Source organism: Streptomyces sp. SID5464 (assembly GCF_009862985.1).
Classification (GTDB): Bacteria; Actinomycetota; Actinomycetes; order Streptomycetales; family Streptomycetaceae; genus Streptomyces; species Streptomyces chartreusis_D.
The window spans coordinates 260495-284703 of sequence record NZ_WWIQ01000021.1; the positions used below are offsets into that span (position 1 = coordinate 260495).

The 24209-nt window shown below is 73.0% G+C and carries 19 protein-coding genes and 1 pseudogene; 11 read left to right on the forward strand and 9 right to left on the reverse strand.

Annotated elements, in window-relative coordinates; translation table 11 throughout:
• The first annotated feature begins 4 nt into the window (after positions 1-4).
• From GTY47_RS15175 to GTY47_RS15190, 4 genes and pseudogenes are all read left to right on the forward strand, one after another.
• Entirely contained in the window at positions 5-700 is a 696-nt protein-coding gene (locus tag GTY47_RS15175) for a hypothetical protein (RefSeq protein WP_029180734.1), read from the forward strand.
• The gene (locus tag GTY47_RS15180) at positions 697-1659 is read left to right on the forward strand and encodes a hypothetical protein (RefSeq protein ID WP_086012458.1); all 963 of its coding nucleotides are present in this window, start codon (positions 697-699) and stop codon (positions 1657-1659) included. The genes GTY47_RS15175 and GTY47_RS15180 overlap by 4 nt, the downstream gene beginning before the upstream one ends.
• Positions 1656-2573, forward strand: coding sequence for a hypothetical protein (locus GTY47_RS15185; protein ID WP_010033554.1), 918 nt, complete (start codon positions 1656-1658; stop codon positions 2571-2573). Before GTY47_RS15180 ends, GTY47_RS15185 begins: the two co-directional genes overlap by 4 nt.
• A gap of 383 nt (positions 2574-2956) precedes the next feature.
• A pseudogene (locus GTY47_RS15190) lies at positions 2957-3967 on the forward strand (serine hydrolase domain-containing protein); the annotation flags it as partial.
• Positions 3968-4028: 61 nt separating this feature from the next.
• Here the strand turns inward: GTY47_RS15190 and GTY47_RS15195 are convergent.
• From GTY47_RS15195 to GTY47_RS15215, 5 genes are all read right to left on the reverse strand, one after another.
• On the reverse strand, positions 4029-5396 hold the full coding sequence (locus tag GTY47_RS15195; RefSeq protein WP_010033558.1) for an alpha-lytic protease prodomain-containing protein: 1368 nt from the start codon (positions 5394-5396) through the stop codon (positions 4029-4031).
• Between the two features lie 147 nt (positions 5397-5543).
• A complete protein-coding gene (locus GTY47_RS15200; protein ID WP_010033560.1) occupies positions 5544-7208 on the reverse strand; it encodes an alkaline phosphatase D family protein in 1665 nt (554 codons plus the stop codon).
• Positions 7209-7367: 159 nt separating this feature from the next.
• Positions 7368-8135 (reverse strand): metallophosphoesterase, encoded by a 768-nt coding sequence (locus GTY47_RS15205; RefSeq protein ID WP_010033563.1) that lies wholly within the window; start codon positions 8133-8135, stop codon positions 7368-7370.
• Positions 8132-8419: a BON domain-containing protein gene (locus GTY47_RS15210; RefSeq protein WP_010033568.1), complete on the reverse strand. Its 288-nt coding sequence runs from the start codon at positions 8417-8419 to the stop codon at positions 8132-8134. Before GTY47_RS15210 ends, GTY47_RS15205 begins: the two co-directional genes overlap by 4 nt.
• Positions 8420-8445: 26 nt before the next feature.
• The gene (locus GTY47_RS15215; protein ID WP_010033570.1) at positions 8446-9123 is read right to left on the reverse strand and encodes a nucleotidyltransferase family protein; all 678 of its coding nucleotides are present in this window, start codon (positions 9121-9123) and stop codon (positions 8446-8448) included.
• Between the two features lie 298 nt (positions 9124-9421).
• On the opposite strand from GTY47_RS15215, the gene GTY47_RS15220 reads away from it, so the two are divergent.
• From GTY47_RS15220 to GTY47_RS15230, 3 genes are all read left to right on the forward strand, one after another.
• Entirely contained in the window at positions 9422-9643 is a 222-nt protein-coding gene (locus tag GTY47_RS15220) for a hypothetical protein (RefSeq protein ID WP_010033573.1), read from the forward strand.
• Between the two features lie 107 nt (positions 9644-9750).
• Positions 9751-10323: a hypothetical protein gene (locus GTY47_RS15225; RefSeq protein ID WP_040902491.1), complete on the forward strand. Its 573-nt coding sequence runs from the start codon at positions 9751-9753 to the stop codon at positions 10321-10323.
• A 16-nt stretch (positions 10324-10339) separates the two neighbouring features.
• Entirely contained in the window at positions 10340-14674 is a 4335-nt protein-coding gene (locus tag GTY47_RS15230) for a cation-translocating P-type ATPase (protein ID WP_010033578.1), read from the forward strand.
• A 74-nt stretch (positions 14675-14748) separates the two neighbouring features.
• On the opposite strand, the gene GTY47_RS15235 is transcribed toward GTY47_RS15230, so the two are convergent.
• The gene (locus GTY47_RS15235) at positions 14749-15198 is read right to left on the reverse strand and encodes an SRPBCC family protein (protein ID WP_010033581.1); all 450 of its coding nucleotides are present in this window, start codon (positions 15196-15198) and stop codon (positions 14749-14751) included.
• A 95-nt stretch (positions 15199-15293) separates the two neighbouring features.
• Between GTY47_RS15235 and GTY47_RS15240 the strand changes: the two genes are divergently transcribed.
• The gene (locus tag GTY47_RS15240) at positions 15294-15746 is read left to right on the forward strand and encodes a flavodoxin family protein (protein ID WP_010033583.1); all 453 of its coding nucleotides are present in this window, start codon (positions 15294-15296) and stop codon (positions 15744-15746) included.
• A 5-nt stretch (positions 15747-15751) separates the two neighbouring features.
• Here the strand turns inward: GTY47_RS15240 and GTY47_RS15245 are convergent, their stop codons facing one another.
• A complete protein-coding gene (locus tag GTY47_RS15245) occupies positions 15752-16858 on the reverse strand; it encodes a YihY/virulence factor BrkB family protein (RefSeq protein WP_078602725.1) in 1107 nt (368 codons plus the stop codon).
• A gap of 97 nt (positions 16859-16955) precedes the next feature.
• Here GTY47_RS15245 and GTY47_RS15250 point away from each other — a divergent pair, with 97 nt between their 5' ends.
• From GTY47_RS15250 to GTY47_RS15260, 3 genes are all read left to right on the forward strand, one after another.
• The gene (locus tag GTY47_RS15250) at positions 16956-17588 is read left to right on the forward strand and encodes a GNAT family N-acetyltransferase (RefSeq protein WP_010033586.1); all 633 of its coding nucleotides are present in this window, start codon (positions 16956-16958) and stop codon (positions 17586-17588) included.
• Positions 17589-17892: 304 nt separating this feature from the next.
• Positions 17893-19905 (forward strand): DUF1996 domain-containing protein, encoded by a 2013-nt coding sequence (locus GTY47_RS15255; RefSeq protein ID WP_010033587.1) that lies wholly within the window; start codon positions 17893-17895, stop codon positions 19903-19905.
• 167 nt (positions 19906-20072) lie between these two features.
• A complete protein-coding gene (locus GTY47_RS15260) occupies positions 20073-20837 on the forward strand; it encodes a sulfite exporter TauE/SafE family protein (protein ID WP_010033588.1) in 765 nt (254 codons plus the stop codon).
• 10 nt (positions 20838-20847) lie between these two features.
• On the opposite strand, the gene GTY47_RS15265 is transcribed toward GTY47_RS15260, so the two are convergent.
• A complete protein-coding gene (locus GTY47_RS15265) occupies positions 20848-23085 on the reverse strand; it encodes an MMPL family transporter (RefSeq protein WP_010033589.1) in 2238 nt (745 codons plus the stop codon).
• A gap of 58 nt (positions 23086-23143) precedes the next feature.
• Complete coding sequence (locus GTY47_RS15270; RefSeq protein WP_010033590.1) at positions 23144-24133, reverse strand: DMT family transporter; 990 nt, start codon at positions 24131-24133, stop codon at positions 23144-23146.
• Between the last annotated feature and the right edge of the window lie 76 nt (positions 24134-24209).

Here is a 24209-nt window from a genome sequence, read left to right on the forward strand (position 1 = left end):
GACCATGGAGCAGTCAGGCACTTCGTCCCTCTTGCAGGACGCGGTGCGGGAACTCGCTTCCGGTGTGGTCTCCGCTCTTCGGAGCGGAGACCACGCTCGTGCGCCCGGCCCGGCGGTGGCCGACACGGAAGCGGAGGGCCTCACCCTTGCGGCCGTACGTGTGCTGGGAGCCGACGCGTTGCTGCCGAGCACCCTTCTGCACGCCCCACCCCCGCCCGGCGAACTGGCCGTGTTCCGGAAGGCCGTGGAGGCCTACCCGCCCGGTGCCGGCGCCGCCCCCACCGTCAGGTGGAGCCACTGGGCCATGCGACGTACGCTGCGGCGGCTCGACCCGGACCACGCCGACGGCCCGGACGAGGAACCCGACGCCGCTTGGCTCCGGGGAACGACCTGGCAAGTCCTGACGCACCAGCTCGCGGTCCTGGCCGCCCTCGCCCTGCCCGGCGAGGAGTGCGCGGTCGCCCGCGCGGCCGGGCAGCGTCCGGTCGACGTCGCCCGGGGCTTCGTGCGCGCGGTACGCCGCAGGGACTGGCGGCAGGCGGCCGGCGCCGGACGCTGGCTGACCCTTCTGGACGGCGTACCGCGGACGCTGGGACTCGACAACGGCCTGGACTTCGTGGAGCTGATGGGCGGTCAGGACCCGCTCGTGGCCCTGCAGGTGCGGGCGGCGCGGCTGACACGGACGGGAGCGTTCGTGTGAGCAGGTCACGGGGGACGCGGCAGGTGGCCGAGGATGCGCTGGCGTGGGTGTCCGCCCATCGCGAGCAGTTCGCACTGGGCGAGGACGCGCTGGCCCCCGACGGGCAGGTGAACCGCAGCTGGAAACCGCTCGGGGAACTGGCCCAGGTGTGCGCGACCGTGTCCCGGCACACCGCGCCCCCGGATCCGCTCCACGCCTGCGCGGCCGACCTGATGGCCTTCGCGTGGCAGCAGACCGGCCGGGGAGAGCTGTTCGTGCGCCTGCAACGGCTGGAGCCCTTCGCCACCTACCCGTTGGAGGTGTACGCCGCCATGGCCGCGGCGGGCCTGCGGCACCCCGGCTACGAGGCGGCCACCGCCACGGTGGCCCGCACCCGCAGCTGGCGGCTGACCGAGCAGGAGCCCACCCGGCGGCTCGGCGTCCTGAACGCCGAGACCCGCAGCGGCATCCGGGAATCCGACGGCATGCCGCAGGCGCTGCGGCGCACCTGGCTGGCCGGGCTGCCCGAGCCCTGGACCTTCGAGGCGTCCTCGGGCTACTCCCTCACCCACGTGGTCTTCCACCTGACCGACTGGGGACGCGCCGGGCCCGGGAGCCTGCCACCGGACCTGGCCGACTACCTCGCCGACTGGCTGCCGCCCTGGCTCGACACGTGTCTGGACGCCGGGATGTGGGACCTCGGCTGCGAGTTGCTGGCCGTGGCGGCGAGCCTGCCCCTGCTGCCCGACCACGATGTCCTCCAGGACGCCTGGGCGCGGATCGCGGCGGTACAGCACCCCTCAGGCGCGATCCCGGAGCAGGGGAGCGGCGAGGGCCACGACAGCGGCCCGGACTTCCTCTCCCACTACCACCCCACCCTCATGGCCGCCTTCGCGGCGACCCTGACCATCGGGCGGCTCGACGACGGAGCCCGGGCCGGCACGCACCACCGGACGGGCGGACAAGGAGTGCTGGGATGACCGACACCCGCCTGATCCACAACGTCGGAGCCGGCGCGCTGGAATGGCTGTGGGCCCATCGCGACGGATTCGAGCTGGAACCCGACGTCGACCCGGAGGTCGGCTTCCTGGAGCGCTTCAAGCCCATCGGCGAACTCGCCATGATCTGCAAGGTGCTCTTCCGCGAGGGTGTCGCGGGATCGCGTCAGGCGCAGCTGGCCCGGCAACTCCTCGACCACGCCTGGCGCGAGACGCTGGACGGCGGCCGCATGCTGGTGCGGGGGCAGCTCACGGAGCCGCTGTCCCCCATCCCGTTCGAGGTGTACCTGCCCTTCAAGGAACTCGGCTACAGCCAGCCCGAGATCGAGCGGGCGGCAGTCCTGAACCACCGGTTGGACAGCTGGGTGGCGTTCGAGGCGACCCCCACCCGGCGACTCGGTCTGTCCGCGTTCCAGCGCCGGTTCGGTCTCACGCCCAAGCCGCCGGAAGCCGACCTGCGGGACACGACCTGGCTGGCCCGCACCCCCGAGCCCTGGACCGTGGAAGGGCACATCGCCTACGACGTCACGCACAACGTCTTCCACCTGACCGACTGGGGGGAGAGGCCGGACGGCCTGCCGCCCGGCACCGCGGACTACCTCGAGACCTGGCTGCCGGTCTGGATCGACGACTGGCTGGACCTGGAACGCTGGGACCTGCTCGGCGAACTGCTGGTGGTCGACGCCTGCCTGCCCCGCCCCACCCTGGACGAAAGGGCGTGGGAGGGCTTCGCCGCCGCCCAGCAGCCCGACGGGGCCATGCCCGCCCTGCGGACGATGCCCGAGGGCGCCCCCGACGAGGTGTTCGACATCGTCTACCACCCGACCCTGGTCGCGGCCTACGCCTCCGTCCTGGCCACCTCCCGGTCCCTGTCCCTGCTCGCCGAGGCCTCATGACGCCCCGTCGGCAGACGCCTTGGCCCGGCGAACCACCCGACGACACGTGGGCTCCGGCTCCCCATCCCCGGCCGGCGGACGACGTGCCGGCTCGGTGCAATACGACGGCGGAGGAGGACCCGGCGACCTCGCGCGGCACGTCGGGGGGCCGGGCGCCGGGGCCGCATTCGGGGTCGGCGGGCGGCGTGCCGGCTCGGTGGGATACGACGGCGGAGGGGGGTCCGGCTACTTCGCGTGGCACGTCGGGGGGCCGGGCCCCGGGACCGCGTGCCCGGTCGGCGGACGAGTCCCCGCCACTGTGTGACACGGCGACGGATGAGCGTGCGGCGCCTGCGGCCGCGACCGCCGACCGGCGCGTCCGTCGGCCGGCTGCGCCCCCGGACGACGGCCCGCTCGCCGAGCGGCTCGCGGACGCCGTGGCCGCATCCGACGCCCCGGACGTCGTCTTCGCCCTCTCCCGGCACGGCCGCCGCACCGTCCTGAGCGGCGGTACCGCCCCGCCCCCGCCGCTTCCCCGCGAGGACCTCCGCTACGAGACCGGCTCGGCCGCCAAGGCGTTCACCGGTCTGCTGCTGGCCCGGCTGATCCACAGCGGCGAGTTGTCCGGCGGTGAACCGGCCGCCGCCTTGCTGGACGAGGGGCGGCCGGCGGGTGCGAACCCGGTGACGCTCGCCCACCTGATCACGCACACCTCCGGGCTGCCCGCCCTTCCGGCCGGCTTCTACCTCCGGGGCCTGCCCGCCTGGCACACCAACCCCTACGCCCGCTTCCCCGCGGCCCGGGTCGTCGACGCCTTCCTGCGTCACCGGCCCCGCCACCGCCCCGGTACCCGCTGGCGCTACTCCAACTACGGCGTCGCCGTGCTCGGGCACGCACTGGCCGCCGCGACCGGCACACCGTGGGAGGACCTGCTCACCGGCCAGGTCCTGCGCCCGCTCGGCCTGAACGGCACGACTCTGCGGGCGGACGACTCCGGCTTCGACGCCCGCGGGCACGGCAAGGACGGGGAGTCACCCGTACCCCCCTTCGACGCCGGGGGCTTCCAGGCGGCGGGTGCCGTGCGGGCCACCCCGCACGACCTGCTCACCTTCATCGAGGCTCACCTGGACCCGAACGGAGCACCATCGCAGCTGGCCCCCGCCCTGCGCGCGGTGTGCCGCCCCGTGCTCCGCCGGGGCATCGGGCACCGGCACGTCCACACCATCGCCTGGTTCCGTCACCCGACCGACGGCGGACCGATGTATTTCCACAGCGGCGCGACGCTCGGCCAGCAGGCGTTCCTGGGCTTCCGCCCGGACACCGGCACGGCCCTGGCCGCGCTGTGCACCCGCCGCTTCCGCGCCCACGACCCGTTCCTGGCCACCGCGTACGCGCTGCTGGCTCAGGAGGAGTAGCGGGGCCCGACCGGCGCCGGCGGCACGGGGCGTGCCGGCACCGGACAGCCCTGACCCTTCGTCACACCCGCTGCCAGAGGGCCGGAGTGCGAGTGGGCACCCACGCGCCCTGGGCCTGGTGGGTCTGCAGGCACTGGTAGCGCACACCGGCGTGGCTCACCGTGACACCGGCCTCATAGACCCGCCCGGCGGCCCACGCCTGCGTGACCTTGTCCTGCTGTGCCGAGGACTGGGCGGCGGCGGTCTTGAGCGTGAGGCCGAAGTCCCTGAGCAGGGGATTGATCGGCTGGTAGAAGGTGGTGCCCCCGCTCGTGCAGTCGCCCGTGCCGCCGGAGGTCACACCCTGGGCCTGGACGCCCGTGACGAAGGGCCCGCCGGAGTCGCCCGGCTCGGCGCACACCGTCGTCCGGGTCAGCCCGTCCACCCTGCCCTCGGCGTAGCTGACGCTGGTGTCGTGCTGCTCGATCTGGCCGCAGTGCCACCCGGTGGTGGAGCCGGAGCGGCAGACGGCGGCTCCGACGAGCGCCTGGACCGAGCCGGTGATCTGCACCTTCTGCTCGCCCTCGACCCTCACGTTCGGGGTGGCCGTCCACTGGTCGTTGACGGCCACCCACAACATGTCCTTGCCGGGGAACGTGGAAGCCTGGATCGTGCCCTGCTCCGCGTTGTTGAACCCGGTCGTCCGGGCGCCGCTCCGGCCGCAGTGGCCCGCCGAGGCGAAGCCCTGCTGCGCGCCCTTGGTGACGGAGAAGCCGACGGAGCAGCGGGCGGAGCCGTCGATGTAGTAGGCGTCGCCGCCCGTGATGTCCGTGAGAAGGCGCGGCCGGTCGGCCGTCACCTTGACGCCCACGCTCTTGCCGTCGAGGCCCGCGGCCTTGACGAAGGCGGCGGCCGAGGCCTTGTTCGTGGCCTCCACCACGACTCGGTTCGCCGGGATGTCGATGTACCACAGGGGCGTGTCACGCGTGCTGACGCGCCCCGCCGCCGCGTCCAGTTTCCGTTTGGCGGCCCGGAGGTCGCGGAGTGTCCGCTTCACGACGGCCGCCTTGGCGCCCTGGGCCTTGATGACGGGCACATCGGTCGCGTGGGTGGTCGCCACGAACAGCTCCTGCGACGTCGTGCCGCGCAGCCAGGCCCCCGCGAAACGGTTGCCCAGCGCGTTGCGCAGCCGCCCCGCCCGGGTGCCCGCCTCCGCCTCGTTGATCAGTCGCCGGGACGCCTGGGCCGGGGTCAGCCCGAGGTCGCGCTGCAGAGCACGCAGGACCGGAGCCGGTGCGCGGTCGGCGCCGACGGTCTGGGCGGCCGAGGGCAGAGGTTCCGCGGGGGGCGCCGGCTCGGCCGCCACGACCGAGGGGATCCCGGTGGCGACGAGCGCGCCGAGCGCGGTCAGGGCCGCCCGGCGGCCGGTCACGGCATGTCTGTGGACCATTCGGTGTGTCTCCTTCGCTCACGGTGGAACTGACGCAAGGCCATAGGCCTTGCCGGAACGGTCCGGAGTGATGTCCCGGGCCGCCGCGTTTCGCGCTTTGGAGCGGGGATGGGGCGCCAAGTGCAGTAGGTGCGGACGTGACGCGGGTCAGGCGGACTTCAGGCCGGGTGAGCCCACCTCCGTGACGAAGGACGCAGCCGTCGAGACGGCGGCCCCGGGGGTCGTGATGGCCGAGACGGTCCGGAAGTCGGCCTGGGCGTTCTCGCGGCCCAGCGCGACCCGGACGTAGCCGCGCCGGCCGTCGAAGAACTTCATGTGCGGGTTGGCCTTCATGTACGTGTCCCACTCGGTGGGCTTCTGGGCGCCGTTCCCGCCGCTGGCGATGGAGGTGCAGGTGAACTCCGTGCCCACCGTCCTGGACGCCGGGTCGTCGAAGTCGTCCTTGATGTCGAAGGCGTACCCGACGTGGACGTCGCCGGTGAGGACCATCCAGTTGTCGACGCCCGCGGCCTTCGCGCCCGCCATGACGCGGTTGCGGGAGGCGCGGTAGCCGTCCCAGGCGTCCATGGAGACCCGGGCCGGCGCGGTCAGGTCGAACCTGCGCTGGGAGAAGCACACCTGCTGGGGCATCACGTGCCACAGCGCGGTGGAGTTCCGCCAGCCGTCCAGCAGCCAGCGTTCCTGCGCGGCGCCGGTCAGGGTGCGGGCCGGATCGTCGGACTCGGGGCCCGGCGCGTGCGGCCGGTCGGCGTAGGCCTGGTCGGAGCGGTACTGGCGGGTGTCGAGGATGTCGAACTGGGCGAGCGAGCCCCAGGTCAGCCTGCGGTACAACCGGGCGTCGGGCCCCTGCGGAAGCTGCCCGGCACGCAGCGGCTGGTGCTCCCAGTACGCCCGGTAGGCGGCGGCACGCCGCACCAGGAACTGCTCGGGAGGACCGCCCTTCTCGTCGACGGCGCCCGCGTAGTTGTTCTCGGTCTCGTGGTCGTCCCAGGTGACGACGAACGGGTGCCGGGCGTGCGCGGCCTGCAGGTCCGGGTCGCTCTTGTAGAGCGCGTAGCGCAGCCGGTAGTCCGCCAGTGTGGTGGTCTCGCGGTTGAACACGTCGGGCAGCTTGCGGTCGGTGTAGCGGCGGTCCCCGCCGGCCGAGTCCACCGGGTACTCGTACAGGTAGTCGCCGAGGTGGAAGACCATGTCGACGTCCTCCTGCGCCAGATGACGGTGGGCGGTGTAGTAGCCGTCCTGGTAGGCCTGGCAGGCGACGGCGGCCAGGCGCAGGCTGTCCGCGTCGCTGCCCTCGGCCGGCGCCGTCCGGGTGCGGCCGACGGGGCTGATCCAGGTGCCCGCCCGGAACCGGTAGTAGTAGTGGCTGTCCGGCATCATGCCCTTGACGTCGACGTGGACGCTGTGGGCGTACTCGGGGTGGGCCGTGGCGGCCCCCTGGTGCACGACGAGGGCGAACCACTCGTCCAAGGCCACCTCCCACTGGACGACGACCCGCTGCTGGCCCAGGCCGCCGTCCTCCGCGAACGGCTCGGGAGCGAGCCGGGTCCAGATCAGCACCGAGTCGGGCAGCGGGTCCCCGGATGCCACGCCCAGGGTGAACGGGTCGTCCGTGATCCGTGCCGCGTCGAGCTCGGGGGCGGCCGTGGCGCCGCGGGCCGGCCGGTTGGTGGAGAAGGCGAGCAGCGCGGCCGCCGTGGTGACGGTCAGGAAACGGCGGCGGGCGACGTGCGGTGCCGCGGTGCGCAGTACGGCGTCGTGCGGGGAGAAAGCATGCTCGGACGGTGGTCTTTGACGGCCCGTCAGCGCCATCTGGTGTCCTCTCGAACGGCGGAGCAAGCATGCTAAGCAGACAAAATGCCTGAAAAGGGCACGACTTGCGGGGCGTTCACACCAGAGGCGGTACGGGGAGCGGCTCGTGACGTCAGACCGCCGCCGGCGTCGGCCGGCGGCGGTGGGGGACTCGGCTGTCTAGCGGGCGGCGTGTGCGGCGGCGGCCTTGGTGGCCGCATGGTCGCGGACGGGCAGATGGTAGATGTGGAAGGCCCGCCCGATGACCGGCTGGGCGACGTTGCGCACCCGCACACCGCCGCTCGTCATGCCGTGTTCCGTGCCGGCGTGCGCATGCCCGTGCACCGCGAGGTCGGCACCGGCGGTGTCGATCGCCTCGGCCAGCAGATAGCTGCCCAGGAACGGATAGATCTCCAGCGGCTCGCCCGCCAGCGTGTCCGGGACGGGGGAGAAGTGCGTCAGGGCGATCCGCGCGTCACAGCCCTCCTCGCCCAACTGCTCCAGGGACGTCCGCAGGCCGTCGGCGCACCGGCGCGAGTACCTGACGAACTCCTTCATGACCGGCTCGCCGAACTCCCCGGCGCAGCGGCCGACGAAGCCGCCGCCGAACCCCTTGGTTCCGGCCACGCCGATCCGTGCCCCGCCGCTCGTCACGACCGTCCCCTGCCCCTCCAGGACATGGGCGCCGGCGTCCCGGAGGACGGCCGTGACCTCGTCGGGCCGGTCGTCGTGATGGTCGTGGTTGCCCAGCACGGCGACCACCGGCACCCCGAGGTCCTCGATCTCCCGGGCCACCACCCGGGCCTCCTCGGGAGTGCCGTGCCGGGTCAGGTCCCCGGCCAGCAGCAGCAGATCGGCGCACTCGGGCAGGGTCTCGAAGGCGGGACGGAGCAGGCCCTGATCGTCGGGCCCCAGGTGGATGTCTCCGACGGCTGCGATGCGGATCATGCGAGTTCCTCCGCGTGGTCGGGGGAGGACGTCTCGGTGACCACGAGGTCGCTGTGCACCGGGACCCCGGCGAGTTCCTCGTGGACGGTGCGCAGAATCTCCTCGCGGCAGGGCGCCGAGGGCACGGTGCCGGTGAGCAGCACCGTCTGGCCGCGGGCCTCGACCCGGACGCCCAGTTCACCGAGCTCACCGGAGGCGAGGCGGTCCTGGAGGTGGGCGATCCGGTAGTCCAGGTTCTGCGCCGGCTCCCCGCCGCCCGTGTGCTGTGAGCCGTGGGTACTCATGGATGTTCCTTCCGCATCGGATGCGATCAGATGACGTTCAGGCGCTCCAGCAGGAAGAAGAAGGCGGCGGGCATGGGCGCGTCCCCGCACTCGCGCCGCACCCGCTCCCAGTCGACCTTCTCGCGCAGGGCACGCGCGATGGGCAGGGCCGCGCCGAAGTCGCAGTGGTGCTCGGAGAACGCGGCGATCAGGCTCCACAGCAGGTCGGTCGGGGCCAGCACGGGCATGCGCACCGAGTCGACCGAGACCTCCTCCGCCCGCTCCAGCATGTCCGCGCCGACCGGCTGGTGCGCCAGCTCGAAGATGATGTCCACCGGCTGGCCGAAGCACGTGGCCTTGATCAGCCAGTCCTCCGGCGGGCTGTAGACCGTCAGCCCGGCCTCGCGGAGTGTGGCCGCCACCGCGTCCGCGTCCTCGGGGCGGATGGCGAAGTCGACGTCGTGCTGGAGGTTCTTCTCACCGCCGTGGGCGTAGGCGGCCACGCTCCCGGCCAGCGCGAACAGGTGCCCCTTGCGTTTCAGCACGGCACCGACCTGCTTGGCCGCCTCCAGGATCGCCTGGTTGCGGTCCAGGGGCAGCTCCTGCGGCGGCTCGTCGGCCTGCGGGTCCTGTGGTGGCGCGGGCTCGGGCTGGTCCGGGGACAGCCGGAAATCGGGGATTCCCGGTCGCCGGACGAGCGTCGCGTCATCACCGTTCTGCGTCATGACCACTCCATTCGCCGAACCGGGCACCCGCCGTCGCGCGTGCCCGGACCCGTGACGGCCTGCGTGCCTGCTCTGAGTACCCGGAGCCGTCACGCCGACACGGGAGGCCCTCGGCGAGGCGCAGCGTGTTCGTCGCGCAGTGCACCTCTCCGCCGGCCAGGTGCGACCAGGCGAAGGTCCCCACCCCGTGCACGCCTGGGGCGGCCCGGGCGGACCACGCTCCGGTGGCACGCCGTGTCCGCCCTGGTGACGCTGGCATGGCACCGGCACCCCCTCCCCGCACGAAGGAGCACCCGCCATGAAGAAGCCGCCGTACACCCTCCTCACCGCCCTGGCCGCGGTGGCGCTCGCCGCGCCCGCGCACGCCGCGGCCCGCCCGACGGACGTCACCGCGAGCCAGTGCATCGCCGGTGGCGGCGTGATCGTCATCACCGCCGTGGGTGACGGATCCCAGTCGTACACCAAGCGCTGCGTGGGCGGCGTCCACGACGGCGAGACCGTCCTGCGCAACCTCGGCTGAGACCCCGGCCGAACAAGACAAGCGCTCGCTCCCGCAAAGGCGGAATATGGGTCACAGAGCTGGGAAACCGGTTGAAGCCGCTGGACAACGCGCTTGTGGAGGTCGCCATGAACCAGGAGACATCACGTTCCGATCTTCCGCAGCCGTTGCGGGCCGTCGCCTCCGGACTGAGGCATCTGCCGGGTGCGGACCAGGTGGGCAAGGTGGCCGGGGACGCCCTGGACCGGATCGGCGCGGTGTCGCCGCGCGGCCGCCGCATGGCCGTCTACGCCGGTGCCGGAGTGCTCGGCGTGGCCGGAGTGGTGGAGTGGCCGGTGGCGCTGACCGGCGCGGCCGTCGCCTGGTTGACCCAGCCGAAGCCCGGACAGCGACCCGACGGCACGTCGGGGAACGGCGGCACGCAGGTCGCCGGGGCCCGTGAAGGCCGCACCGGTGTCCAGGACAGGCCGGACGACCAGGGCACGTCCTCGTACGGCCCCGGTGACAAGCTGGCCTCGTCCCACTACCGGCACGACCGGCCGGAACACCACGTCCACGAACAGCCCGCGAAGGTGGGCGACACCGCCACGGCCTCGGCGCTGAAGCAGGTCGCCGAGGCCACCGCGCACGGCCCGCACGGCGAGGAGCCGGACCGGGAGCAGGCCCACCGGCACGGACACGACAGCCGGCCCACCGGCTGAGTCGGGACAGCAGGAGATGCTCACACGCTTCGACGTCGCCCCGCTCGTCGGGGCCATGGCCGGGGCGGCGGCAGGCGCCGCCCGCAGCACCGCCCAGGGCGTGACGTCCGTCTACGACACCACGCGGCGCGTGCGCAACGTCGCGCGCAACGCTCTGTCCGGCGGGCAGCACTGGACGGCGGGGCAGCGCGTCCACATCGCCCTGCGGCGGTCCGACGGGGAGATCGGCGGCATCGCCCGCAAGGTCGCCGGGGAACTGCTCGACCACCCGGACGTCATCGCGGCGTACTGGGACGAGGGACTGTCCCGCCTGGTGATCACCGTGGCCGAGGACGCCGTCACCGACCGCGTCAGCGAGCGGGCCACCGCGCTCGCCACCCGCCTCGGCCTGACCGAGGGCGCCGACCCGGAGGCCGAGGAGGCCACCCACCCCGGCGATCCCGGCGAGGTGCGCGCGACCGCGGCGGCGATCCTGCTGGACGCCGCCGGCGCCGCCGGTGCCCTCGCCGGCCGGTCCCTGCGCCTGCCGCCCACCTCACGCATCGTCACCGCCACCGTCACACTGCTGCGGGAGAACCCCCGCTTCCGGGCCCTGCTCCGGAAGCGGTTCGGCACCCACGGCATGGAACTCGTCCTCGCCGCCGCCAACGCCGCCGCACACGGCGTCGGCCAGACCCCGCTGGCGCTCGTGCTCGACGGTGTGCTGCGCGGCACCCAGCTGACCGAGGCGGTGGCCAGGGCCGCGGCCTTCGAGGCACTGCACGACGACATCTGCCACGAACAGCGCACCAGTCTGCCCTACCCCTCGGACACCCGGCCGCCGCTCAAGGTGACGCCCGCCCAGGAGTACGCCTCCCACGCCAGCACCGGCAGCCTCGCCGGCGCCGCCGCCACCCTCCTCGTCACACACTCCGCGAGGGAAGCGGCCGAAGCCGTCCTCGCCGGATCCCCGAAGGCGGCCCGGTACGGACCGGCCGCCTTCGGCGCGACCCTCGGCACCTTCCTCGCCAGGGCCGGGATCCTCGTGCGCAGCGGGGAGCGCCTGCGCCAGCTGGAGATCGCCGACGCCCTCGTCCTGCACGCCGACGCCCTGCGCAGCCGGCGGCAGGACGGACGCGACTCCGACGGGCTGCCCGACGACCCGGTCCACCCCTTCGCGGAGGCCGTCCTCGACGCCGCCCGCCGGGCAGGGCTGCACGTCGTGATCGCCGGCGGCTCCGACCTGAGGGACATCACCCGGCTCGCCGACGAGGTCGCCCCGAGCGCCAAGCCGTTCGGCGACGTCGTACGGGCCCTCCAGGACGACGGGCACGTCGTGGTGACCGTCGCCCGCCTGGCGGAGTCCGGCGACGGGCACGTGGCGGCCGGACTGCCCGCCGGCGACGTGGCCATCGCCCTCACCGACGGCCGCGCGGCCGTCTCCTGGGGCGCCGACGCGCTGGCCCCGGGCGGACTAGCCGACGTCTGGCGGCTGCTGACGGCGATTCCCGCGGCCAGGCGCGTCGGACGCCGCTCGCAGACCCTGGCCCGCGCGGGGGCGGCCCTCTCGGGGCTCCTGGTGGCACGAGGCGGACAGCCCCCGGGCCGCCGGCTGCTGTGGCCCCTCACCCGGCACGCCCCCGTCAACATCGCCGCCGCGAACGCCCTGCTCGCGGGCTGGATCGAAGCCACCCGGGTGGCCCGGGCCACCCCGCCCCCGCCCCGGCTGCACATCCCCTGGCACGCCCTGGAACCCCACGAGGCCCGTGCCCGGCTGGGGCGCACCGACGGCGACGGCGAGCCCACCGGACTCGCCCTCCTCGCCGACCGCTCGCGGCAACACGCCGCTCGCGTCGGCCGCCACCCGGCCATGGCCCCCGTCCGCTGGACATGGCAGGCCGCCGGCGCCGTACGCCGAGAACTCGACGATCCGCTCACTCCCGTCCTCGCCACGGGCGCCGTCGCCTCGGCGCTGCTCGGCTCGCTCGTCGACGCGCTGCTGGTCGTCGGCGCCATGGACCTCAACGCCGTGACCGGCGGACTCCAGCGGCTGCGTGCCGAACAGGCACTGGCCCGGCTGGCCGCCCGGCAGCAGCCCAAGGCCCGCAAGCGGGACGGCCGCAGGGACACCGTCACCGTCGACGCCGCCCGGCTGCGACCCGGCGACGAGATCACCCTCGGCGCCGGCGACGTCGTGCCCGCCGACGCCCGGCTGCTCGACGTCGACGGTCTCGAGGTCGACGAGTCGGCGCTCACCGGCGAGTCCCTGCCGGTCACCAAGGCCGTCGAGGCCACCCCCGGCCTGCCGGTGGCCCAGCGCACCTGCATGGTGTTCGAGGGCACCACCGTCGTGGCCGGACGCGCCACCGCGCTGGTCGTCGACACCGGCGACCAGACCGAGGCCGGCCGGGCCGTCACGCTCGCCGCCCGCACCCCGCCGCCCGCCGGCGTACAGGCGCGGCTCCAGGAACTGACCCGCAAGGCACTGCCGGTGACCTTCACCGGTGGCGCCGCCGTGACCGGGCTGTCCCTGCTGCGCGGCAGCCCCGTACGACGCGCCGTCAGCGGCGGTGTCGCGGTCGCGGTCGCCGCCGTACCGGAGGGACTCCCGCTCGTCGCGACGGTCGCGCAGATGGCCGCCGCCCGCCGGCTGTCCCGGCGCGGCGTCCTGGTCCGCACCCCGCGCACCCTGGAGGCGCTCGGGCGGGTCGACACCGTCTGCTTCGACAAGACCGGCACCCTCACCGAGAACAAACTGCGTCTGGTCCGCGTCGCCACCGCCGACGGCACCGTCCTGCCCGTGGAGTCCGAACAGGCCGTACCGATCCTGCGCCTGGCCGCCCGCGCCTGCCCGCAGGAGGAGACGGGACAGGGCCGCCGCGTCGCCCACGCCACCGACGAGGCCGTCCTCGACGTCGCGCCGCCCGACCAGGGCTGGACACCGACCGGCGAGCTGCCCTTCGAGGCACGGCGGGGCTACGCCGCGGCGGTCGGCCGCGACGGCGACCCGGACTTCGGCGAACTCCTCGTCGTCAAGGGCGCCCCGGAGACGATCCTGCCCGCCTGCCGGGACCTCCCCGACGGCACGACCGACACGGCCCACGAACTGGCGGGACAGGGCCTGCGCGTCCTCGCCGTCGCCCGGCGCCCTTGCCGGGCCGGCGACGCCGACGCCGAACTCGACGCGCCGCTCGCGGACCTGGAGTTCAGCGGGTTCGTGGCCCTCGCCGACGTCCCCCGCGACACCTCGCACGCCCTGCTCGCGTCACTGCGCCGCTCCGGCATCCTGCCCGTCATGCTCACCGGCGACCACCCGGAGACCGCCCGCGCCATCGCCCTGCAACTGGGCTGGCCGGAGGAGACCGAAGTCGTGACCGGCGACGAACTCGTCGCCATGGAACGCCGCGAACGCGTCCGGGTGCTGCGCGGAGCGGGCGTCATCGCCCGGGTCGCACCCGAGCAGAAGCTGCACGTCGTGGAGGCCCTGCAGCAGGCCGGACGGGTCGTGGCGATGGCCGGCGACGGCGCCAACGACGCCGCCGCCATCCGGGCCGCCGACGTCGGAGTCGGCGTCGAGGCCCGCGGCTCCGCCGCCGCGCGCAACGCCGCCGACCTCGTGCTCACCTCCGGCGACCTGTCCGTCCTGGTGGACGCGGTCGCCGAGGGCCGTGCCCTGTGGCGCAGCGTCGCCGACGCGGTGAGCATCCTCATCGGCGGCAACGCCGGCGAGGTCGGCTTCAGTGTCCTGGGCACCCTGCTGGCCGGCGCCTCGCCCCTGTCGACGCGTCAGCTGCTGCTGGTCAACCTGCTCACCGACATGTTCCCGGCCATGGCGGTGGCGGTCACGCCGAGCGACGACCCCTCGACGGCGGAGCACGCCGCGACCGGCCCGATGGGCCTCGACGTACTCGGCACGCCGCTGCTGCGCTCCATCCGGCGCCGGGGCGTCACCACCTGCCTCGGCGCGGTCACGGCGTACCTCATCGGCCGCCTCACCCCCGGCACCGAACGACGGTCCACCACCATGGCCCTGTGCGGTGTGGTCGGCGCCCAGCTCGTGCAGACCCTCTCCGGCCGGCGCCACAGCCCGCTGGTATGGGTCACGGCCCTCGGCTCCGCCGCCGTACTCGCCGCCCTCGTCCAGACGCCCGGCGTCAGCCACTTCTTCGGCTGCACCCCGCTGGGCCCCGTGGGCTGGGCCGGCGTGGCCCTGGCCATCGCCCTCTCGGCCCTGGCCCCGCGCCTGGAACACCTCCCGGCGGTCCACGCCCTCTACGACGCCGCGGCACGACTCGCCCTGCGCCTCAACGACCTGAGCCGGCAGGCCCGGGAACGGCTTCAGAGCGGGACGGCCCGGCCGGCGCCGGCGTAGTGGACGACGTAGTGGACGACAAGGGACGGCCGCCACCACATGTGATGTGGTGGCGGCCGCCCTTTTCCGCCGGATCAGACCTCGCCGCGCCAGGCCCCGGTCTCCGTCCCACGGGCCTCCATGAACTGCTTGAACCGCCGCAGATCACCGGAGACCTGCCGCTTCACGAACCCGAGCTTGTCGCCCACGGTCTCGGCCACGCCGCTGGGGTCGAAGTCCATCTGGAGCATGACCTTGGTCGTGTCGTCCTGGATGCGGTGGAAGGTGACGACACCGGCCTGCCTGGCCTCGCCGTTCACGGTGGTCCAGGCGACGCGCTCGTCGGGGATCTGTTCGGTGATCTCCGCGTCGAACTCCCGCTCCTGGCCGCCGACCTTCGTCACCCAGTGCGTCAGGGTGTCGGTGCGCTGCTCGATGCGCTCCACGCCGTCCATGAACTGGGGGAAGTCCTCGAACTGCGTCCACTGGTTGTACGCGGTGTGCACCGGGACGCGGACCTCGATGGATTCCTCTACCTGTGACAAGGCGGTACCTCCCTTTCTCGTACGGAGAGCGAGGGACGGGTACCAGTTCTCGCGCCGGACACTCATGGTCGTCACGACTTGTAAGGTCGGGGGACGTGGCCACCTTGCTGATCGTCCATCACACGCCCTCGCCCAACTGCCAGGCGATGTTCGAAGCCGTCGTCTCCGGGGCGACGGACCCCGAGATCGAGGATGTCCGGGTCGTCCGCGTGCCCGCGCTGTCCGCCACCGTCTCCGACGTCCTCGCCGCCGACGGCTACCTCCTCGGCACCCCCGCGAACCTCGGCTACATGTCCGGGGCCCTCAAGCACTTCTTCGACCAGGTCTACTACCCCTGCCTCGACGCGACCCGCGGCCGGTCCTTCGGGTACTACGTCCACGGCGGGAACGACGTCACCGGAGCCGTGCGGGGCATCGAGTCGATCACGACGGGCCTCGGCTGGCGCCGAGCCGCCGCGGCCGTGACCGTGACCGGTGAGCCCGGCAAGGACGACATCGGGAAGTGCTGGGAACTGGGTGCGACGGTCGCCGCCGGGCTCATGGGCTGAACGGATCAGGTCTCTTCCATGCGGCGCCGGTCCTGTTCGTCCCACGCACGGGTGTCACGCGGCTGCGTGTACGGCTCGGCCTCGGGTGGATGACCACCGGCGATGGCCCGCTGCCGGACCGTCTCCGCGTCGAACTCCAGGCCCAGCAGGATCGCCAGGTTGGTGATCCACAGCCACACCAGGAAGACGATGACGCCGGCCATCGTGCCGTAGGTCTTGTTGTACGAGGCGAAGTTGGCCACGTAGACCGCGAAGCCGGCCGACGCGACCAGCCAGATCAGCAGGGCCAGCAGACTGCCCGGCGTGATCCAGCGGAACCCCTTCACCTTGGCGTTCGGGGTCGCCCAGTACAGGATCGCGATCATGATCGTGACGAGCACCACGAGGGCGGGCCACTTCGCGATCGACCACACCGTCAGCGCGGTGTCCCCGATCCCGAGCGTGGTTCCGGCCTGCCGGGCCAGCCCGCCCGTGAAGACCACGATCAGCGCGCTGATCACGGCCAGCACCATCAGCACGACCGTCACGGCCACCCGCACCGGCAGCAGCTTCCACACCGGCCGGCCCTCGGGCATGTCGTAGACGGCGTTGGCGGAGCGGATGAACGCCCCCACGTAGCCGGAGGCCGACCACACCGCGAGGACGAGACCGACGATCGCCATCAGCGAGCCGATGCCGGCGTTGCCCTGCAACTGCTCGACGGCCCGGGTGATGATGTCGCGGGCCGGGCCGGGGGCGAACTTCTGGACGTTGTCGAGCACCTTGTCCGTGGTCGACCTGCCGGTGATGCCGAGCAGCGAGACCAGCACCAGCAGCGCCGGGAACAGCGCCAGCACCCCGTAGTACGTGAGCGCGGCGGCCCGGTCGGTCAGCTCGTCGTCCTTGAACTCCCGCAGGCTCCCCTTCAGCACCGCGCCCCACGACTTCCTGGGGAGTTCACTCGGGCTGTCGGGCGCGGCCCGCTCCACTTCGGGCCCCGGACCGGGCTCCTGCTCCGGCCGTGGACCGGGCCGTTCCGCGGCCGGATCGGGAGCCCGGCCGGTGGCGTGGTCCTGAGGCGGAGCCTCGCTCGCGTGATGTTCTTTTCGTCCCGGTATATGCAGCTTCACCATGGGGGCCGGGTAACCCCGAGCCGCGCTGTTAAGCCGCCCTCGGCAAGCTCCGCGAATCGGGTTGAGGGAGCGCTCCCAGCGCGTGCAGGATGCGGCCATGACCAAGCTCCCCGCCATCCGCCCGTACCGCCCCGAGGACCGTCCGGCCCTCGACGACATCTGCGTCCGCACCGCGCACAGCGGCCAGGACAGCCGCCCCCACTACACGGACCCGGGCATCTTCCCGGTCACCTTCGCGGCCCCGTACGTCCATCTGGAGCCGGACCTGGCCTTCGTGCTGGACGACGGGCGGGGACGGGCCGTCGGCTACATCCTCGGCACGGCGGACACCGCGCGCTTCGCCGAGGCGTTCCGCGCCACCTGGCTGCCGCTGGTCGCCGACCGCTACCCGAAGCCGCCGCAGCCGCCGCGCACTGCGGACGAGGCGATGGCGGGACTGCTGCACGACCCCGAGCGGATGGTGCTGCCCGAACTCGCCGCCTACCCCGCGCACCTGCACATCGACCTCCTGCCCGACTGGCAGGGGCGCGGCCACGGCCGCCGCCTGATGCGGACGTTCCTGGCGGCCCTCCAGGGCAGGGGAGTGCCGGCCGTCCACCTGTCCATGGCGACCGCCAACACCCGGGCCAGGACCTTCTACGACCGCATGGGCTTCCACGAGCTCGACGTCCCCGAGCCCGGCTCGGCCACCTACCTCGGCCGCACCACGAAGGAACTCCACCGGCTCTGAGGAACCTTTCGTCGAACGCATCGAATCCGCCAGGGGGCAGCGGAAGCGGCGCAATCGCACGTTGCGCCCCGCCACCCAGCCGCTGACGTTCGGGTGTTTCGCGGCTTCATGAGAGTTCTCCGAAAATTTTCGAGACACGTGAACGGGCCGGTGCTCCGGTACGTATGGGGCGAGGGGATTTTCATGCCCGGTACGCCACAAGCGCAGGAGAGCACCCTTGGGACGCAACACGCGAAGACGCCCTACCGGCCCACGACGCGCGACCTTCGCCGCATTCGCACTGATCCTCGGCGGAGGCGGCCTGATGGCCGCGAACGTCTACGCCTCCGCGACCGACGGCGGTTCGAGCGGTGACTCCGCCCAGACGCGGTCCGGCACGGGGGTCCGGACCGCGGGCTCCACGATCGACTGCCCGGACGTCGGGAGCAAGCTGACGTCCGTTCCCGAGCAGGCCCGGGGGGAGGTCGACAAGGAACTCGCCCTCCTGGACGAGCAGATCGCCAAGGCCTACCAGCGGCTGAGCGAGTCCGCGCAGCAGCTGCGGCAGGACTCCGGCTTCGCCGACAACGCGATCATGGACCCGCTGAAGGACAAGCGGGCCGCGACCCTCGAACGCATCGCGATCGCCATCGACCGGGTGGGGGACCGCCCCGAAGGGCTCGAGGCCCTCGCCGCCTGCACCGTACGGGACTCCGGCAACCAGGCCCCCGCGCCGGGCGGAAGCCAGGGCGGCGACGGCGGCCAGCAGCCCGGCCAGGAGCAGGGGCAGGGCGGCCAGGGCCAGGGCGACGGCCAAGGGCAGGGCGGTCAGGGCGGCAACGGCGGACAGGCGGGCAACGGCCCCGTCGCCGCCGACTTCGCGCCCATCACCAGCGTCCAGCCCAGCGCCGACGGCCCCCGCCAGGGGACGAAAGCCTCCCGGGGCTCCTTCGCCACCGACTGCGGCGTGAACGAGAACGGCCTGTTCAACTCCGACAACATCATCGCCGCCCCCGGCGTCACCAACGGCGCCCACCACTTCCACGACTACGTCGGGAACCAGGCCAACAACGCCTTCGCCAGCGACCAGGATCTCGCGAACGCCGAGACGAGCTGCGTCGACCAGGGCGACAAGTCCTCCTACTACTGGCCCGTGCTGCGCCTCCAGAACGGCTCCCGGGAACAGGACGCCAACTCGCCCGGCGGCGGTATCGAGGGCAACGCCGGCGAGATCATCACGCCGAAGCAGGTCACGCTGACCTTCGTGGGCAACCCGCGTGGCAAGGTCACCGTCATGCCGCGGCTGCTGCGCATCATCACCGGTGATGCCAAGTCGTTCGTCAACGGCCCGGCCAACGCCAACGCCTCCTGGAGCTGTACGGGCTTCGAGGACCGGCAGCTGAAGGACAAGTACCCGCTGTGCCCGCAGGGCAGCGACGTGGTGCGCACGTTCAAGTTCCAGAGCTGCTGGGACGGCCGCAACATCGACAGCGCCAACCACCGAACGCACGTGGCGTTCACGGACGCCGCCGGCAACTGCCCGGCCGGCTTCCGGCCCATTCCGCAGCTGGTCCAGCGCATCGTCTACGACGTCGACGCGCCGAGCCTGGAGGACGGCGGACGTACGACACCGCTGTTCGCGGTCGACTCCTTCCCGGAGCAACTGCACAAGCCGGTCACGGACCACGGCGACTTCATCAACGTCTTCGACGAGGACCTGATGCGGGAGATGGCCGATTGCATCAACGACGGCCGCGAGTGCGGCGCCGGAGTGGGAGCCGAGCCGGGTGACAACCCGGAGGAGGAGCCGCAGGAGCAGCCGACGAAGACTCCCGAGGCCCCGCAGGAGCAGCCCACCCGCACCCCGGACGCCCCGCAGGGCGGCAACGCCGGCGGAAAGCCCGGCGACACGGGTGACGGCGATGGCGGGAAGGGCGACGGCGGCGGGAAGGGCGAGGCCGCCAAGCCGCCGGCGACGAACGAGCCGGCCCCCGAGCCGGAGCAGCCGGAGCAGGGCGGCTCGCCCACTGCCGCGCCGGGCACCGACGAACCGGAGGTGTTCGCGACGCCCACGCCCGAAGGCGGCACGGCGAACGCCGGTGAGCAGGGCGGCTCCAAGGACGACACCGGTGAGGACACGGACGGCCTCGGCCAGTCCCAGGCCGTCGGAACGGCGACCAGCGCCGCCCCCACCCCGTCGCTCCCGTCCCGGACCGAGCCCCAGGCTGTCGGCAGCGGCGGCCTCGCCGACACCGGCGCCCAGCTCTGGCCGGCCGCGGCGGGCGCCGTCCTGGTCATCGCGGGCTTCGTCGTCCTCCGCCGCGTCAGGCGAGGCTGAGAGACTCACGCGGCACGACGACGGGTGAACGGCGGCGGGATCCGGCCCGGGTCCCGCCGCCGTTCCCCGTGCCCGGTCATCCGCCACCCTTCGACGGCCGCCGAACTGCCCACCCTCTAGCGTGATCCCATGAACCTCACCAGGAACGCCGGACGCGGAGCGGTGCGGTGACGCCGGGCGAGATGGCGGCCGTGTTCGCCGCCGGTACGGGCGCGGGCGCCGTCAACGCCGTCGTCGGCTCGGGAACGCTGATCACCTTCCCGGTCCTGCTCGCCACCGGCCTGCCCCCGGTCACCGCCACGGTGTCCAACGGGCTCGGTCTCGTCCCCGGCTCCATCAGCGCGGCCATCGGCTACCGCGAGGAACTCCGCGGGCAGCGACGCCGCGTCCTGCTGCTCGCCATCGGTGCCGCACTGGGCGGCCTCGCGGGCGCCGTCCTCCTGCTGACCCTGCCGGAATCGGCCTTCGAGCGGATCGTGCCGGTCCTCGTGAGCCTCGCCCTCGTCCTGGTCGCCTGCCAGCCGCTGATCTCCCGCAGGGTGCGCCGCCGTCGCCCGGCAGGCGGTCCCACCCGTCGGGACGGCGGCCCGCTGCTGTTCACCGGCCTGACGCTCGCCAGCGTCTACGGCGGCTACTTCTCCGCCGCGCAGGGCATCATCTACGTCTCCCTGATGGGCATGCTGCTCGACGACACCCTCCAGCGGCTCAACGCCGTCAAGAACGTCCTGGCCGCCGTCGTCAACACCGTCGCCGCGGTGCTCTTCCTCTTCTTCGCGGAGTTCGACTGGACGGCCGTCCTGCTCATCGCCGTGGGTTCGGCACTGGGCGGTCTGATCGGGGCCAGGACGGGCCGCCGCTTCAGCCCCGCCGTCCTGCGCACCCTGATCGTGTCGGTCGGCACCGTCGCCCTCGTGCACCTGGTGCTCCACTGACACCCGCCGGCTACGCCCGTCCCCCCTCGGCGTCGATGTGCGGCAGCACCCGCTCCAGCCACCGCGGAGACCACCAGGCGTGCCGCCCCAGCAACGTCATCACGGCCGGCACCATGAGCAGGCGTACGACGGTGGCGTCGACGAGCACGCTGACGGCCAGCCCCAGCCCGAGCATCTTGACCACGATGCTGTCGCTGACGATGAACGCCGCGAACACGCTCACCATGATCAGTGCGGCGCAGGTGATGACCCGGGCTGTGATCTCCAGGGCGTGCGCGACCGAGGCCTTGGCGTCCCCGGTGCGCAGCCACGCCTCGTGGACCCGGGACAGCAGGAAGATCTCGTAGTCCATGCTGAGGCCGAAGATGATGGCGAACATCATCATGGGCACGTAACTCTCGATGGGCACCGTGCCGTTGACGCCGAGGGCGGGACCGCCCCAGCCCCACTGGAACACCGCGACGACCACGCCGTACGAGGCGGTGATCGACAGCACGTTGAGGACGGCCGCCTTCACGGCGACGACCAGCCCCCGGAACACGGTCAGGATGATCACGAACGCCAGGGCCACCACGACGGCGATGATCACCGGCAGCCTGGAGGCGACGATGTCGCGGAAGTCGACCTGCGCCGCCGTCGTGCCGGTGACATAGCCCTTGGCGTCCGTGCCCTGGACGGCGTCCGGCAGCGTGTCGTCGACCAGACGGTTGGTCAGGTCCGTGGTGGTGGCGCTCTGCGGGGACCGGGTCGAGTAGACCGTGCCGATCAGGACGTCCCCGTCCTGCGTGGGTGTCAGGGGAGTGACGACCGAGGCGCCTTCGACCGAGTCGAGCGTTTTCTGGGCCTTCGAGGCCAGGTCGGAGCGCTGGGAGTCCGGTACGTCCGTCTGGTCGATGACGACGGTGAGCGGACCGTTGGACCCGGGCCCGAACGCGTCGGTCATCAGGTCGTAGGCCCGCCGGTCGGTGAAGGACGTCGGGTCGGCGCCGTCACCGATGTGGCCGAGCCGGATGGACAGCACCGGGATCGCCAGGACGACGATCACGGCGAGACCCGCCGCCAGGAACCACAGCGGCCTGCGCTCCACCCGCTGCGCGTACCGGTGCCAGGTGCCCTGCGGTGCGTCACCCGCCTCCGCGTCGGTCTCGGCGACGGGGCGGCGCACCCGGTAGCGGTCGATGTGCCGGCCGAGGAGCCCGAGCAGGGCCGGGACCAGGGTGAGCGCGCCGGCGACGGCCGAGACGACGGTGACGGCGGCGGCGAGCCCGAGCTTGGCGATGAACGAGACCCCGGACGCGGACAGGCCCGCCAGCGCGATGATCACCGTGCAGCCGGAGACCAGGACGGCGTGGCCGCTGGTGGCGGCGGCCTGCCCGGCGGCCCGTACCGGGTCCGCTCCGTCGAGGAGGTTCTGCCGGTGACGGGTGATCAGGAACAGGGCGTAGTCGATCCCGACCCCGAGGCCGATCATCGTGGCCAGGGTCGGTGAGACGGTCGCGAAGGTGAACGCGGCGGCCAGCAGCCCGAGGATCGCGAGACCGCCGACGACGCTGATCAGCGCGGTCAGCAGCGGGACGCCGGCGGCGATCACGCTCCCGAACCCGACCAGCAGCACGACGACGGCCACGCCGAAACCGATCAGCTCGCTCACCCGGTCGTCGGCGGCCGGCCGGGCGAGCTCACCGAGCGGCCCGCCGTACTCCACCTCCGCTCCGGCCGAACGCAACGGCTGTACGGCGTCGTCGACCCCGTGCAGATAGTCGTCACCGAGAGTCGACGGCTGCACGTCGAAGCGGACGGTGATGTAGGCCGTCTTCCCGTCGTCCGACAACGGCCCCACGTTCTGCTGCGACTGACCGGAGGACGAGCCCGAGGCGGAGAGCGGGTTCTGGGCCGACAGGACGTGCGGCAGCTTCTCCAGGTCGGCGACCGTGGTGGACATCTGGGAGCTCAGAGAGGTCAGCGACTGCCCGTCGTCGTGCAGCACGATCTGGCTGCTGTAGCCGCCGGCCTGCGGATCGTGCTTCTCGAGCACGTCCAGACCCTTCTGCGACTGCGCCTGGGGGAGGGTGAAGTTGTCGGAGTACGTGCCTCCGACCGAGCGGCTGACGACCTGGAGCGCCACCAGTGCCACGAGCCAGGCGACGACGACGATCACGAAGTGGCGCGCGCACCACTCGCCCAGCCTCCGCAGAAGACCCGCACGCGCGACCTTCTCGTCCCCTTCACCGGTGCGCGTGTGCGGCATGGACCTGGACTCCTGTGTGGGCCGGGCGTTCGATGCCGTCCATTAGATGCGTGAGAGTTCACTCCGGCATGCCGGACACGGCGTCGCCACGCCCCTCGGGGCGGCCGTTCCCCCGGAAGGTGGCCGCCGGGGGAGTGCGGCGGTCCGCCCGGATCACGGACGGCCTGCCGCTGCCCGGCCGCCTCAGCGCCCCGGACCCCAGGGCGACGCCGAGGCCGACCAGTGCGCTGCCTGCGGCCTGCGCGAGACCGTAGGAGCCCGTGCCGACGAGCGGTGCGGTGCAGGCCGCCGCGACCGGGATGAGGCCGGAGAACAGGGTGGCGCGTTCCGCGCCGATCCGTTGCATGCCCATGTACCAGCACACGAAGCCGACCACCGTGACCACCACCGCCTGCCACAGCAGCGCGGAGGCCTCGACGGCGTCCGGACGCCGCAGCCACCCGGCGCCGTCGGCCGTCAGCCCGACCGCCGCCGACTCCAGCGCGGCGACCGCGCACACCGTGGCGGACAGCAGCCGGGGACCGAGGGGCCGCAGAACGGGTACGGCGAGCACGGCGAACCCGACCTCGCCGGCCAGGGCGCACCCGGAGAAGGCGATGCCCGCGCCGTCGGTGCGCCCCCAGCCCTGGACGGTGAAGGCGCCGACGGCCACGAGCAACGCCCCGTACAGCACCGCCCGTTGGGGCCGACGTCCGTCCAGGAGGGGCACGAGTACGGCGACCACCACCGGCGCACAGCCCACGAACACGCCCGGAACTGCCGGCTCCGCCGTGCGCTCCGCGGCGATGACGGCCAGGTTGAAACCGACCATGCCGACCGCGGCCAGCAGGCCGAGCCGGGCCCATTGACGCGGTGTCAGCGCCCGTAGCCGTACGGCCGCGCCCTTCCCGGCCAGCGGCACGAGCAGCAGACACGCCAGCCCGTAGCGCAGGAACTGGCCGCCCGCGTACGGGTAGTCGCCCAGGACGCTGTTGGCCGTGAAGGACCCTCCGACGAGGACGCAGGCGAGCGCGGCGAGCAGGGCGCCGCGCGTGGTGGTGGCGTTCATACGGGCGACGCTAGGCAGCCGGGCGGCCCGGGAAGGAGTCCACTTCCATGCCTGCTTGGTGGACCAATCCTGCCCG

Excerpts from the sequence above, each read along its gene's own strand:
- GTY47_RS15175 (WP_029180734.1), top strand. The coding sequence starts at position 5 with ATGGAGCAGTCAGGCACTTCGTCCCTCTTGCAGGACGCGGTGCGGGAA.
- GTY47_RS15185 (WP_010033554.1), top strand. The coding sequence starts at position 1,656 with ATGACCGACACCCGCCTGATCCACAACGTCGGAGCCGGCGCGCTGGAA.
- GTY47_RS15195 (WP_010033558.1), bottom strand. The coding sequence starts at position 5,396 with ATGGTCCACAGACATGCCGTGACCGGCCGCCGGGCGGCCCTGACCGCG.
- GTY47_RS15200 (WP_010033560.1), bottom strand. The coding sequence starts at position 7,208 with ATGGCGCTGACGGGCCGTCAAAGACCACCGTCCGAGCATGCTTTCTCC.
- GTY47_RS15205 (WP_010033563.1), bottom strand. The coding sequence starts at position 8,135 with ATGATCCGCATCGCAGCCGTCGGAGACATCCACCTGGGGCCCGACGAT.
- GTY47_RS15210 (WP_010033568.1), bottom strand. The coding sequence starts at position 8,419 with ATGAGTACCCACGGCTCACAGCACACGGGCGGCGGGGAGCCGGCGCAG.
- GTY47_RS15215 (WP_010033570.1), bottom strand. The coding sequence starts at position 9,123 with ATGACGCAGAACGGTGATGACGCGACGCTCGTCCGGCGACCGGGAATC.
- GTY47_RS15220 (WP_010033573.1), top strand. The coding sequence starts at position 9,422 with ATGAAGAAGCCGCCGTACACCCTCCTCACCGCCCTGGCCGCGGTGGCG.
- GTY47_RS15225 (WP_040902491.1), top strand. The coding sequence starts at position 9,751 with ATGAACCAGGAGACATCACGTTCCGATCTTCCGCAGCCGTTGCGGGCC.
- GTY47_RS15230 (WP_010033578.1), top strand. The coding sequence starts at position 10,340 with ATGCTCACACGCTTCGACGTCGCCCCGCTCGTCGGGGCCATGGCCGGG.
- GTY47_RS15245 (WP_078602725.1), bottom strand. The coding sequence starts at position 16,858 with ATGGTGAAGCTGCATATACCGGGACGAAAAGAACATCACGCGAGCGAG.
- GTY47_RS15250 (WP_010033586.1), top strand. The coding sequence starts at position 16,956 with ATGACCAAGCTCCCCGCCATCCGCCCGTACCGCCCCGAGGACCGTCCG.
- GTY47_RS15255 (WP_010033587.1), top strand. The coding sequence starts at position 17,893 with ATGGCCGCGAACGTCTACGCCTCCGCGACCGACGGCGGTTCGAGCGGT.
- GTY47_RS15265 (WP_010033589.1), bottom strand. The coding sequence starts at position 23,085 with ATGCCGCACACGCGCACCGGTGAAGGGGACGAGAAGGTCGCGCGTGCG.
- GTY47_RS15270 (WP_010033590.1), bottom strand. The coding sequence starts at position 24,133 with ATGAACGCCACCACCACGCGCGGCGCCCTGCTCGCCGCGCTCGCCTGC.